This is a genomic window from Geobacillus subterraneus, from assembly GCF_001618685.1.
Taxonomy (GTDB): domain Bacteria; phylum Bacillota; class Bacilli; order Bacillales; family Anoxybacillaceae; genus Geobacillus; species Geobacillus subterraneus.
The window spans coordinates 2,057,042-2,070,558 of the sequence record NZ_CP014342.1 but is presented as its reverse complement, the minus strand read 5'-3'; the positions used below and the strand labels follow the sequence as shown (position 1 = coordinate 2,070,558).

12 protein-coding genes and 1 pseudogene are annotated in these 13,517 nt (G+C 53.9%); all 13 read left to right on the top strand.

Annotation, left to right across the window (positions count from 1 at the left end; all coding sequences use genetic code 11):
• Positions 1-37: 37 nt before the first annotated feature.
• Entirely contained in the window at positions 38-1,129 is a 1,092-nt protein-coding gene (locus tag GS3922_RS10105; protein WP_063167377.1) for a BMP family lipoprotein, read from the top strand.
• 183 nt (positions 1,130-1,312) lie between these two features.
• Positions 1,313-2,842: an ABC transporter ATP-binding protein gene (locus GS3922_RS10100; protein WP_063166245.1), complete on the top strand. Its 1,530-nt coding sequence runs from the start codon at positions 1,313-1,315 to the stop codon at positions 2,840-2,842.
• On the top strand, positions 2,839-3,885 hold the full coding sequence (locus GS3922_RS10095) for an ABC transporter permease (RefSeq protein WP_063166244.1): 1,047 nt from the start codon (positions 2,839-2,841) through the stop codon (positions 3,883-3,885). Before GS3922_RS10100 ends, GS3922_RS10095 begins: the two co-directional genes overlap by 4 nt.
• On the top strand, positions 3,886-4,845 hold the full coding sequence (locus GS3922_RS10090; RefSeq protein WP_063166243.1) for an ABC transporter permease: 960 nt from the start codon (positions 3,886-3,888) through the stop codon (positions 4,843-4,845). It abuts the gene before it with no gap.
• A 164-nt stretch (positions 4,846-5,009) separates the two neighbouring features.
• Positions 5,010-6,308, top strand: coding sequence for an EF-P 5-aminopentanol modification-associated protein YfmF (yfmF, locus tag GS3922_RS10085; RefSeq protein ID WP_063166242.1), 1,299 nt, complete (start codon positions 5,010-5,012; stop codon positions 6,306-6,308).
• Positions 6,289-7,578, top strand: a complete 1,290-nt coding sequence (gene yfmH / locus GS3922_RS10080) for an EF-P 5-aminopentanol modification-associated protein YfmH (RefSeq protein ID WP_063166241.1) — start codon at positions 6,289-6,291, stop codon at positions 7,576-7,578. Before yfmF ends, yfmH begins: the two co-directional genes overlap by 20 nt.
• A 57-nt stretch (positions 7,579-7,635) precedes the next feature.
• Entirely contained in the window at positions 7,636-8,352 is a 717-nt protein-coding gene (gene ymfI, locus GS3922_RS10075) for an elongation factor P 5-aminopentanone reductase (RefSeq protein WP_063166240.1), read from the top strand.
• A 63-nt stretch (positions 8,353-8,415) separates the two neighbouring features.
• Complete coding sequence (locus GS3922_RS10070; RefSeq protein ID WP_063166239.1) at positions 8,416-8,664, top strand: DUF3243 domain-containing protein; 249 nt, start codon at positions 8,416-8,418, stop codon at positions 8,662-8,664.
• Positions 8,665-8,791: 127 nt separating this feature from the next.
• Entirely contained in the window at positions 8,792-9,583 is a 792-nt protein-coding gene (locus tag GS3922_RS10065) for a DUF3388 domain-containing protein (RefSeq protein WP_063166238.1), read from the top strand.
• A gap of 24 nt (positions 9,584-9,607) precedes the next feature.
• On the top strand, positions 9,608-10,492 hold the full coding sequence (locus GS3922_RS10060; RefSeq protein ID WP_063166237.1) for a helix-turn-helix domain-containing protein: 885 nt from the start codon (positions 9,608-9,610) through the stop codon (positions 10,490-10,492).
• 78 nt (positions 10,493-10,570) lie between these two features.
• A complete protein-coding gene (gene pgsA, locus GS3922_RS10055; protein WP_063166236.1) occupies positions 10,571-11,149 on the top strand; it encodes a CDP-diacylglycerol--glycerol-3-phosphate 3-phosphatidyltransferase in 579 nt (192 codons plus the stop codon).
• A 26-nt stretch (positions 11,150-11,175) separates the two neighbouring features.
• On the top strand, positions 11,176-12,420 hold the full coding sequence (locus tag GS3922_RS10050) for a competence/damage-inducible protein A (protein WP_063166235.1): 1,245 nt from the start codon (positions 11,176-11,178) through the stop codon (positions 12,418-12,420).
• 180 nt (positions 12,421-12,600) lie between these two features.
• A pseudogene (locus GS3922_RS10045) lies at positions 12,601-12,894 on the top strand (recombinase RecA); the annotation flags it as partial.
• Positions 12,895-13,517: the final 623 nt, after the last annotated feature.

The following is a 13,517-nucleotide window of genomic DNA, read 5'->3' as shown; positions in this document are numbered from 1 at the left end:
ATTAGGAACAAATTTTTCAAGTAGGGGGTAACGGATGATGAAAAAGCGATTCGGATGGGCGCTCTCCGTTTTGTTCGCTGCCGGTACGCTGCTTTCTGCCTGCGGCGGCCAAGGAGGCGACAATGCAGGGGGCAATAAGGAAGATACGTTCAGCGTTGCTATGGTCACGGACGTAGGCGGCGTTGACGACAGATCGTTCAACCAGTCAGCTTGGGAAGGGCTGCAAAAGTTCGGCAAAGACAACGGCCTTGAGAAAGGGCGCGGCGGCTATGACTACTTGCAGTCCGCCAGCGATGCCGACTATGTGACAAACTTAAACAAACTCGTGCGCAGCGATTTTGATTTGATTTACGGCATCGGCTATTTGATGGGCGATGCGGTGAAAGAAGTCGCCGAGCAAAATCCGAAAAAACATTTTGCCATTGTTGATACGGTCGTTGATGCGCCGAATGTTGCCAGCATCACGTTTAAAGAGCACGAAGGGTCGTTTCTTGTCGGTGTTGTTGCCGGATTGATGACGAAAACGAATAAAATTGGCTTTGTCGGCGGGATGGAAATTCCGTTGATTGAGAAGTTCGAAAGCGGATTCCGGGCCGGCGTGAAAGCGGTCAACCCGAAAGCGACTGTCAAAGTGCAATATGCCGGTGCCTTCGACCAAGCGGATAAAGGGAAAGCGATCGCCTCGAGCATGTACGCGTCCGGCATTGATATTATCTATCACGCGGCCGGTGGGACTGGAAACGGTGTCTTCTCGGAAGCGAAAGATTTGAAGAAGAAAGATCCGAACCGCGAAATTTGGGTCATTGGCGTTGATAAAGACCAAGCTCCGGAAGGCGAAGTGAAAATCGGCGACAAAACGTACAACGTGACGCTCACCTCGATGGTGAAACGGGTCGATGTGGCCGTTTATGACGTTGCCAAACGGGCGCAAGCAGGCGACTTCCCAGGCGGCCAAACGATTGAGTACGGCTTGCCAGAAAACGGGGTCGGCATTGCTCCGACGCAAGACAACATCCCGGACAATGTGCTAAAGGCGGTTGACGAATGGAAGGAAAAAATCGTTAACGGTGAAGTGAAAGTGCCGACGAACCGGAAAGAATACGAACAATTTGCCGCAACGGTGAAATAAGGAAAGTGGAAAAAGGCTAGTGCGTGCCGCTAGCCTTTTTCAAAATCACGAAATGAAGGGCGGCCTATATATAGGGAGCGATTTGTTCCGCAACGATACGATCCGCTTTTTTGTTGCATCTATCTAAATGCTGCCGCCTCTCATTTTGTGATTTTGACCTTGCCGAAGTAGGGAGTGAATGGCTTGGAATATGTAATTGAAATGCTCAATATTCGCAAAGTGTTCGGCACGTTCGTCGCCAATGACAACATTACGCTGCAGGTGAAAAAAGGGGAAATTCATGCCCTCCTTGGCGAAAACGGCGCCGGTAAATCGACGCTGATGAACGTGCTGTTTGGCCTCTACCAGCCGGATGGCGGGGAAATCCGCGTCAAAGGGAAGCCGGTGCGCATCACCGACCCGAATGTCGCCAACGACCTTGGCATCGGGATGGTGCACCAGCACTTTATGCTCGTCGATACGTTTACAGTGACGGAAAACATCATTTTAGGCAGCGAGCCGACACGGACGGGAACGATCGACATGAAGCGAGCTGAACAAGAAGTGCGCGAACTGTCGGAGCGGTATGGACTGGCGGTTGACCCAACAGCGAAAATCGCCGATATTTCCGTCGGCATGCAGCAGCGCGTCGAAATTTTAAAGACGCTCTATCGGGGCGCTGACATTTTGATTTTTGACGAACCGACAGCCGTCTTAACGCCGCAGGAAATCCGCGAGCTCATCGAAATTATGCGTACGCTTGTCCGCGAAGGAAAATCGATTATTTTAATTACGCACAAGCTCAAAGAAATTATGGAAGTGTGCGATCGCGTCACCGTCATCCGCCGCGGCAAAGGAATCGCAACGCTTAACGTTGCCGAAACGAATCCGAACGAATTGGCGGCGCTCATGGTCGGCCGCGAGGTGCAGTTTACGACCGAAAAACGGCCGGCCGAACCGGGAACGCCGGTGCTCGAAATCGAAAACTTAATCGTCAAAGACGCCCGAGGGGTCACGGCGGTCAACGGCTTGAACTTGACGGTGCGCGCCGGTGAGATCGTCGGCATCGCCGGGGTCGACGGCAACGGGCAAACCGAGCTGATTGAAGCGCTAACCGGCCTGATTAAGGCGGAATCAGGAACGATTAGGCTAAACGGCCAAGAGATTACGAACTTGCCGCCGCGCCAAATCATTGAAGCCGGCATCGGCCATATTCCACAAGACCGGCATAAGCACGGGCTTGTGCTTGATTTTCCGATCGGCGAAAACATGGTGCTGCAAACGTACTATAAGCCGCCGTATTCGAAACGGGGCATCTTAAACTTTCAAGCGATTTATGAAAAAGCCCGTCAGCTCATCCGCGAGTTTGACGTGCGCACGCCGGACGAATATACGAAAGCGCGGGCGCTATCCGGCGGCAACCAGCAAAAAGCGATCATCGGCCGCGAAGTCGACCGCAATCCGGACTTATTGATTGCTGCCCAGCCGACAAGGGGGCTTGATGTCGGAGCGATTGAGTTCATCCATAAGCGGCTCATCGAGCAGCGCGACCGGGGAAAAGCGGTGTTGCTTGTTTCGTTTGAGCTTGATGAGGTCATGAACGTCAGCGACCGGATCGCCGTGATTTATGAAGGGAAAATTGTCGCCATCGTTGATCCGAAAGAAACGACGGAACAAGAACTCGGACTGCTGATGGCTGGAAGCAAACGGAAGGAAGCAGGTGTGTCGTCATGAGGTCGAATCGTCTCCAGCAGTTTTTGATTCCATTGTTGGCCGTTTTGCTCGGTATGATCGCCGGCTCGGTCGTCATGCTCGCAAGCGGCTACAATCCGGTCGCCGGTTTTGGCTCCCTCATATACGGGGCGTTTGGAGATGCGTATTACATCGGGGAAACGATCCGCCAGACGACGCCTTACATTTTAACGGGGCTGGCGGTAGCCTTTGCCTTTCGCACCGGTTTGTTTAACATCGGGGTCGAGGGTCAGCTCATCGTCGGCTGGCTGGCCGCCGTTTGGGTCGGCGTATCTTTCGACTTGCCGAAGATCATCCATTTGCCGCTAGCCATTTTGGCCGCCGCTTTAGCCGGGGCGCTATGGGGATTGCTTCCGGGCGTATTAAAGGCGTACGTAAAAGTGCATGAAGTCATTATTACGATTATGATGAACTATATCGCTTTGCACGTGACGAACGCCATCATCCGTTCCGTGCTGTCGGATGAAGGGTTCAAGTCCGACCCGGTCAAGGAAAGCGCCTCGCTCCAATCGGAATTTTTGGAGTCCATCACGTACCATTCGACGATGCACTACGGCATTTTGATCGCCATTGCCGCCGCGTTTGTCATGTGGTTTTTGCTTGAACGAACGACGAAAGGATTTGAGCTGCGGGCGGTCGGATTCAACCAGCATGCCTCACAATATGCCGGCATGAACGTGCGCGCCAACATCATTTTAGCCATGGTCATCTCCGGCGCCTTTGCCGGCGTGGCCGGGGCGATGGAAGGGCTCGGCACGTTCGGCAATATTTCGACGAAAGCCGGGTTTACCGGCCTTGGGTTTGACGGCATTGCTGTTGCCTTAATTGGCGGCAACAACGCGTTTGGCATTTTGCTTTCCGCGTTGCTGTTCGGCGCCTTGAAAGTCGGGTCGCTTGAGATGCCCTCGGGCGCCGGCGTGCCAACGGAACTCGTCGATATTATTATCGCGCTTATTATTTTCTTTGTCGCATCCAGCTATATGATTCGCTGGCTGTTATCTCGTTGGCAAAAGGGGGCGGAGTAAGTGAACGTGTATGACGTACTGCAAACGATTATCCCGACAGCGATTTTCTTTGCTGCTCCCCTTATTTTCACCGCGCTTGGCGGCGTGTTTAGCGAACGGTCCGGCGTTGTCAACATCGGGCTTGAAGGGCTGATGATCATCGGTGCGTTTATCGGCGTTGTTTTTAATCTAACGTTTGCCGACCAGCTCGGCCCGTTGACGCCATGGCTCGCCTTGGTGGCAGCCATCGTGGTCGGCGCATTGTTTTCTTTGCTCCATGCGGTCGCTTCGGTGACGTTTCGCGCCGATCAAGTCGTCAGCGGGGTGGCGATCAACTTTTTAGCCCTCGGCTTGTCGCTGTTTTTGGTGAAAAAAATGTACGGCAAAGGGCAAACAGATCAAATTCAAGTCGGATTTGACAAAATTGACGTGCCGGTGTTAAGCGATATTCCGGTCATCGGCCCGCTGCTGTTTTCCAATGCGTACGCGCCGTCGTATATCGCGATTCTTTTGGCATTCGTTTCTTGGTACGTCATTTATAAAACTCCGTTTGGCCTTCGGCTGCGCGCTGTTGGCGAACATCCGATGGCGGCCGATACGATGGGGATCAACGTCGCCCAAATGCGCTATATCGCCGTCATGATCAGCGGAGCGCTCGGCGGCCTAGGCGGTGCGGTGTATGCGACGATCATCTCCCGCGACTTCAGCCATGCAACGATTTCCGGGCACGGATTTATGGCGCTTGCGGCGATGATTTTTGGCAAATGGCATCCGATGGGCGCGATGGGGGCGGCGCTGTTTTTCGGATTGGCGCAAAGTTTAAGCATCGTTGGACAAACAATCCCGTTTTTGGAAAACGTTCCGACAGTGTATTTGCTCATTGCCCCTTATGTGCTCACGATTTTAGCGCTCGCCGGCTTTATCGGCCGTGCCGAAGCGCCGAAAGCGGCCGGCACGCCATATGTGAAAGGAAAACGGTAAGCAGACAGGCTGTCCGAACAAAAACGGGCAGCCGTTTTTTGTTGGTCCGGCGGAGAGGGGCGATGGATTTATTTGCATTTTCCGCTTGGCAAAAGGTATATTGTTGATAAGACATCTCACAATAAGCATACCGTCCACTTTACGAAGGAAAAGGAGGAGTTGGATTGGTCGATGAAAAAGTAACGGCGGTCGGACCGGTTCGTGTCCATACGATTTCGACCGATAAATACAAAACGAATACACTCGTCTGGAAAATGAAAGCGCCGCTCGCCAAGGAAACGGTGACGCTGCGCGCGCTGCTTCCGTACGTCCTGCAAAGCGGCACGGTCGATTACCCGAGCGTCAAGGCGCTGCGCACTTACCTGGATGAGCTGTACGGCGCGACGCTGAACGTCGATTTAACGAAAAAAGGTGAAGACCATATTATGACGGTCCGCATTGATGTGGCGAACGAACGGTTTTTGCCGGAGCAAACGCCGCTTCTAGAGAAAGCGCTTCAACTGCTCGCTGATCTCTTGTTCCGCCCGGCGCTCGAAGGCGGCCGGTTTGTTGAGGACATCGTCGCCCGGGAAAAGCGGGCGCTAAGCCAGCGCATTCAAGCGGTATATGATGATAAAATGCGCTATGCGAGCATGCGCCTTGTGCAAGAGATGTGCAAAGGCGAGCCTTACGCCCTCTCGCCAAACGGCGAGCTTGGGGATGTAGATGCCATCACAGCCGAACAACTGTACCGCTATTACGAACAGGCGCTAGCCGAAGATGAGCTTGACTTGTATGTCATCGGCGACGTCGATGAGGAGACCGTGCTCGCTGCCGTTAAGCGGCGCTTTTCTCTCCCTGACCGTCCGCAGCCGGCGCGCGCGCCGCTCGCTCCGGCAAAAGCACGTGGGGAAGTGAATGAAGTCATCGAGCGGCAAGATGTCAAGCAAGGGAAGCTGAACATCGGCTACCGCACAAACGTGACGTACGAAGATGACGATTATTACGCGTTGCAGCTGTTTAACGGCATTTTCGGCGGGTTTTCCCATTCGAAGCTGTTTATCAATGTGCGCGAGAAGGCGAGCCTCGCCTATTATGCCGCATCCCGGCTTGAAAGCCATAAAGGGCTTTTGCTCGTCATGTCCGGCATTGAGCCGGCCAATTACGAGAAGGCGCGCCGCATCATTGATGAACAAATGCAGGCGATGAAAAACGGCGATTTTACGGATGAAGAAATGGCACAAACAAAAGCGGTGATCCGCAACCAGCTGCTTGAGACGCTTGATACGCCGCGCGGGCTTGTCGAGGTGCTGTACCATAACGTCGTCTCAACGCGGAAACGCCCGTTAGATGAATGGCTTGCCGGCACGGATGGCGTGATGCGCGAGGATGTCGTGCGCGTCGCCGAAAAGGTGGCGCTCGATACGGTGTACTTTCTGACCGGAATGGAGGGGGCGACGGAAGATGGAAAAACGGGTGTATGAAACGCTGCAAGAAGCGCTGTTTTATGAAAAAATGGACAATGGCCTGGATGTCTACATTTTGCCGAAAAAAGGGTTTCACAAAACGTATGCGACGTTTACGACGAACTACGGTTCGGTTGACAACCAGTTCGTCCCGCTCGGAAAATCGGAAATGAAACGCGTCCCGGATGGCATCGCCCATTTTTTGGAGCATAAGCTGTTTGAAAAAGAGGATGGCGACGTGTTTCAGCAGTTCAGCAAACAAGGCGCCTCGGCGAACGCTTTTACGACGTTTACCCGCACCGCCTATTTGTTTTCGAGCACCGACAACGTCGAGAAAAACTTGGAGACATTGATGGATTTTGTGCAAACGCCGTATTTTTCCGACAAGACGGTCGAAAAAGAAAAAGGCATCATCGGCCAGGAAATCCGCATGTACGACGACAACCCGGATTGGCGCGTTTACTTCGGCGCCATCGAAAGCATGTACCATCACCATCCGGTCAAAATCGACATCGCCGGCACGATCGAATCGATTGCCGAGATTACAAAAGAACTGCTGTATGAATGTTACGAAACGTTTTATCACCCGAGCAACATGCTGTTGTTTGTTGTCGGCCCGGTCGATGAACAAAAAATGATGCAGCAAATCCGCGACAACCAGGCGAAGAAGTCGTTCCCGCAAGCGCCGGAGGTGAAGCGGTTTGTGTACGAAGAGCCAAGCGGCGTGGCGGAAAAGAAAAAAGTCATTCCGATGCACGTGCAGACGAATAAATGTTTTGTCGGCATTAAAGCGCCGTCCGTGCCGAATGCCGGCGGCCAAAAGCTTCGCCATGAGCTCGCGTTTCACGTGCTGCTCGATTACTTGTTCGGCAAAAGCTCGCCGCATTACGAACGGCTGTACCGCGAAGGGTTGATTGACGATACGTTTATGTACGACTATACGGAAGAGCGCGAATTTGGCTTTGCCCTCGTCGGCGGCGACACGAGAGATGCGGAACGGCTTGCGGCAGAGGTGCAGGAGGTGCTGCGGTCGTTTTCAGCCGATGCAGTGCAAAAAGACGAGCTCGAGCGGGTGAAAAAGAAAAAAATGGGCGCCTTTTTGCGCGCGCTCAACTCGCCGGAATATATCGCCAACCAGTTTACGCGCTACGCGTTTTACGGCGCCAGTTTGTTTGACATTTTGCCGGCGCTCTCGTCGCTTGCGCTTGACGATATTGCTGCTGTCGCCGACTCGTGCTTCCGCGACTCGCAAATCGCCGTTTGTGAAGTTGTGCCAAAAGGACAATGACGGCATCCTTCATGAGAAGGATGCTTTTTTGCGGCAAAAGGAAGGGGAGGACGTTCGATGAATTACGCATTAATCACCGGCGCTTCAGGCGGCATCGGGCAAAGCATCGCCCGCGAGCTGGCCAAAGTCGGCTACGGGCTGCTGCTTCATTACTATCGGCGGCGGGCGCCGGTCGAACTGTTACAAAAAGAGCTGGCAGACACGCACGTCGTCCCGCTTGAAGCCGACTTGTCCATGCCTGGCGGAGTCGAGGAGCTTCTTTCGCAAATCGACCGTCCGGTGGACGCCATCATTTATAACAGTGGAGCGAGCTATTACGGATTGCTGACCGATATGAATGATGAACTGATCGAACGGATGGTGCGTCTCCATGTGACAAGTCCGGCGCAGCTCGTGAAAAAACTGCTGCCGCCAATGATTTCGAGAAAGCGCGGCCATATTGTGTTTATTTCGTCGATTTGGGGGCTTTGCGGCGCATCGTGTGAAGCGGTGTATTCGATGACAAAAGGCGGGCAGAATGCGTTCGCCAAAGCGCTCGCCAAAGAGCTCGCCCCAAGCGGCATCCGCGTCAACGCGGTCGCGCCCGGGGCGATTGCTACCGATATGCTGCGGGCGTTCAGCGCCGAGGAGCTTGAAGCGCTGGCCGACGAAATTCCGGCCGGTCGGCTCGGCACGCCTGAAGAAGTGGCGAAAACGGTGGCGTTTCTTTTATCCGACGCGGCTTCCTACATCACCGGCCAAGTCATTTCTGTCAACGGCGGTTGGCATTGCTAAGCGTATATTTTCTGTTGGGGCAGGCAAACTATCCTTGAAACGTTCATCAAGGAGGGAATGCATATGTCGGTATTGGATAACTTTGAACAATGGAAAGACTTTTTAGCCGATCGGCTCCAACAAGCGCAACAACAAGGGCTGACCCAGCAAGTGATCTCGGACGTGGCCTATCAAATCGGGGACTACTTAGCAAGAAACGTCGATCCGAAAAATCCGGAGGAACGGGTGCTGGCCGACCTTTGGAAAGTGGCCGATGAAAAGGAACAGCACGTTCTTGCCAACATGATGGTGAAGCTTGTCCAACAAAAATAACAATCGCCAGAGAGGGGAATCCCTCTCTTTTTTCTTTCCCCTTTTCGGTTGCTTTTCCGTTCACGATTATAGTAGTATGAACTTAGCATAAGGCGTTCGTGCGGACACCGACAAGGGAGGAGACGGGATGGGCAAGCAGGAATGGTATTTAGAGTACGAAATTCATGTCAACCGCCCGGGGCTGTTAGGTGACGTTGCATCGCTGCTTGGCATGTTGTCGATCAACATCGTGACGATCAACGGCGTCCGGGATTCGCGCCGCGGCATGCTGCTTCTTTGCGACAACAACGAGCAAATTGAGCGGCTGGCGACGATTTTGCGGACGATGGACAACATTACGGTGACGAAGCTGCGCCAACCGAAGCTGCTTGACCGTCTGGCCGTCCGCCATGGCCGTTACATCCAGCGCGATGCCGACGATAAAAAAACGTTCCGCTTTGTCCGCGACGAACTCGGACTGCTTGTCGATTTTATGGCGGAACTGTTTAAAGAAAAAGGGCATAAGCTTGTCGGCATTCGCGGAATGCCGCGCGTCGGCAAGACGGAGTCGATCGTCGCCGCCAGCGTGTGCGCCAATAAGCGATGGCTGTTTGTATCATCGACGCTGATCAAACAGACGATCCGCACCCAGCTGATGGAGGATGAATATAGCGAGGACAACATTTTCATCATTGACGGCATCGTCTCGACGCGCCGGGCGAATGAGCAGCACTGGCAGCTCGTTCGCGAACTGATGCGCCTTGAGGCGACGAAAGTCGTGGAACATCCGGACATTTTTGTTCGCCATACGGAATATACGCTTGACGATTTTCATTATATTATCGAGCTGCGCCATGAGCCGGACGAAGATATTTCCTACGAAGCGATCGAGCGCCCGTCCTTGTTGGGCGGCGACGGCTTTTCTGAATTTGGGTTTTAATTAAAAAATGGAAGGTGTTGGCCGTTGACGGAATTAGGAAAACGTTTGCGGGAAGCGCGGGAGGAAAAGCAAATTAGCTTGGACGAACTGCAAGAGATGACGAAAATTCAGAAGCGGTATTTGATCGGCATCGAGGAAGGAAATTACGCCATCATGCCGGGCAACTTTTATGTGCGCGCCTTCATCAGGCAATACGCCGAGGCGGTCGGCCTCGACCCGGACGAGCTGTTTGAACAATATAAACAAGACATTCCGCAGTCTTATCAAGATGATATGCCGCAGCCGCTGTCACGCGTGAAAACGCGCCAGCAGCTTTCTGCCGAGGGGGCGAAATGGCTCGATTGGCTGCCGAAGCTGATCGCTGCGGCGGTTGTCATCGGGGCGGCTGTTCTTGTTTGGGTGCTGCTTCAGCGCGGCACGGCGAGCGAGCCGCCGGCGCGGACGAGCCCGGAGACGGCAGAGGTCGAAAGCCCGAAAAACTCGCCGCTTGAACAGGCGAAAGAAAAACAACGAGCGAAGGAAACGGATGAGAAGGCCAAAGAGGAAAACGAACAGCCGGCGGCCGGGGAAGAAAAGCCGGCTTCCCCAACCGCTGCGCTCAGCGTGACGACAAAGCAAGGCAATACAGCGACCATCGAGGTGAAACATGATGGTTCTTTTGCTATTGAATTGGCATCCAAAGGGACGTCATGGATCGAAGTGTACAACACGAAAGGCCATTCGTTTTACCGCGGCAACTTAACCAAAGGGCAAACGAAAACATTCGACTTGTCAGCCGAAAGCGAAGTATGGGTGAAGATCGGGCGCACGCTCGACGTCGACATGAAAGTAAACGGTAAGCCGTTTACCTATCCGTTTGCCCCGAAAGACGAAGTGTACCAAAAGCTGCATTTCATCCTGAAAAAATAATGACAAGAAGCGGCTTTTTCGCGGAAAGGAAGCCGCTTCGTTGTCCGGATCGATGTTGAACTAGCGGAGGTATTCGTTGTGAACTTGCCGAATAAAATTACGATAGCGCGCATTATGCTCATCCCGTTTTTCTTGATCGTGATGCTTGTTCCGTTCGGATGGGGAAGCATCCAAATCGGTAAGACGGTGCTCCCGATCGCCCATCTGATCGGCGCGCTCATTTTCATCATCGCTTCAACGACTGACTGGATTGACGGGTATTACGCCCGCAAATACGGATTAGTGACAAATTTAGGGAAATTTTTAGATCCGCTCGCTGATAAATTGCTTGTATCGGCGGCGCTGATCGTGCTTGTCGAGCTTGGTTTCGCTCCGGCGTGGATGGTGATCGTCATCATCAGCCGTGAATTTGCTGTCACCGGGCTGCGGTTGGTGCTCGCCGGCGAAGGGGAAGTGGTCGCCGCCAACGTGCTTGGAAAAATTAAGACGTGGACGCAAATTGTGGCGATCTCCGCCCTGTTGCTGCATAATGTCCCATTTTCGCTCATCCCGTTCCCATTTGCCGATTTGGCGCTTTGGGTGGCGGTAGTTTTCACCATTTGGTCCGGCTGGGATTACTTTGTGAAAAACAAACATGCTTTTTCTCATTCAAAATAGCCGGCCAGAAAGGGGGATAACGTCCGTTGAATGCGGAAATTATCGCTGTCGGCTCCGAGTTGCTGCTCGGACAAATTGCCAACACGAACGCCCAGTTTTTGTCGCAGCAGCTCGCCGAACTTGGCATTAACGTCTATTTCCATACCGCCGTCGGCGACAATGCTGCCCGTCTTGAACAGGCGGTCAACGTAGCGCAGACGAGGGCGGACTTAATCCTTTTTACCGGCGGGCTCGGCCCGACAAAAGACGATTTGACGAAAGAGACGATCGCCCGCCTGCTCGGCCGCCGGCTCGTCACTGACGAGGAGGCGTTGCGGGCGATTGAAGCGTACTTTGTCCGCACGAACCGGCCAATGACAGAAAACAACAAAAAGCAGGCGCTCGTTTTGGAAGGATCGGCAGTGTTGAAAAACGAGCACGGCATGGCGCCGGGGATGGCGCTTTCAGTCAATGGCATTACATACATGCTGCTGCCCGGGCCGCCGAAAGAAATGAGGCCGATGTTTACAAAATACGGGCGCGCGTTTTTGCGCAGTGCATTTTCGCTTTCAGAGCGCATCGAATCGCGCGTGCTTCGCTTTTTTGGCATCGGTGAATCGGCGCTGGAAACAGCGCTCGCCGATTTGATTGACGCCCAGTCCAACCCGACGATCGCCCCGCTGGCCGGCGATGGGGAAGTGACGCTCCGCCTGACGGCGAAGCACCGGGACGGGGCGGAAGCGAAACGGTTGCTTGATGAAACGGAAGCGGCCATTTTGATGCGCGTCGGCCGCTATTGTTACGGATATAACGACGAAACGTTGTTTACGAAAACGATCGAACGGTTAAAAGAAAGAGGATGGACGGTCGCTGCAGCTGAGAGTCTGACCGGCGGGTGGTTTCTCGAACAGCTGACAGCCATCGCGGGCGCGTCGGCTGTCGTGCAAGGCGGCGTCGTCTGCTACACAAACGGCGTGAAAGAACAGGTGCTTGGTGTACCGCAGCCGCTGCTTGAGACGGACGGGGCGGTGAGCGAACCGTGCGCCCGCTTGCTTGCCGAAAACGTCCGTGCGATGTGCGGCGCTGATGTTGGCATCAGCTTTACCGGCGTCGCTGGCCCCGACCCGCTTGAGGGCCACCCGCCCGGCACCGTTTATGTCGGCATCGCCGTCCGCGGGCGTGACACAGCCGTCCACCGCCTCACCTTATCCGGCACGCGCGATGACATTCGCGTCCGCACCGCCAAATACGGTTGCTTCTTTTTGTTAGAGACGCTCGCGGCCGGCGGCTGACCGGCCGCTTCTTCCCCTTAAACTATTCCACCGCACACTGTTGTCTTCCACCGCATAAGCATGGTAATCGTTGCTAGTTTCTCCATTGAAAAAAACGAATAAACGTTCGTTTTTTTGCTTGGCAATGGCCGCAAAACGCGGTATAGTATAAGTAGCTTTAGAATAAGGAGGAGTAGGTTAGTGAACCAAGATCGTCAAGCCGCCTTAGAGCAGGCATTAAAACAAATTGAACGACAGTTTGGCAAGGGGGCTATTATGAAGCTCGGCGAGCAGGCGGAGCGGCAAATCTCGACCGTTCCGAGCGGCTCGCTGGCGCTCGACATCGCGTTGGGCGTCGGCGGTTATCCGCGCGGGCGAATCGTCGAGATTTACGGTCCGGAATCGTCCGGGAAAACGACCGTTGCCCTTCATGCGATCGCTGAAGTGCAAAAACGGGGCGGACAGGCAGCTTTCATCGATGCTGAGCATGGTGTGACCTGTTGCTAACCCAAGTATGGTGGAAACACCATACGAAAAGTTAGCGGGACTGAAACACAGTCAGTCCTAACTGCATCACCGAGAGCTTGGTGAGAGTCCAAGACAGGAATGAAGGTTGGCATTCCTGCCCTAATACCCCGACGTGCGGTAATGGTGCGCAACATTACTGTGCGAAACTCGGAGAGGACGGCGAAAAGCGGACCTGTGAAGTGGTTAGCGAAGTAGCCGGGGGTCCATAAAACTCCTATGGCTAGAGAACGCAGAAGCGTTGGAACGAACCGCCGGAAGTACGGCTCGTAAGGCGTGGAACACCGAATAAAGAAGGTGTTCACCTCCTAAAAGAGGTTCAGCCCTGGATCGAGTATTCGTGTTTGCTCGATCTGGATCGATCCCGTAGAGGATCTTTGCCTTGAGTCCTCCAACCACGGACAAAAAGGCGGCTGACGGGTCAGAGGCGGAGCCTAAGGGAGTATGTAAGGATAGGTGATGCGGTACAGGTGAACCATCCCAGTGGATGATAAGGGGTGCGCACCCCGATGTCACTAAGCAGTAGGAAATGACTGCTGAAGGGATGGGGCAGCAGCCCGTAGTAGTGATGAAGCAGGGTAATGCCTGCTGAG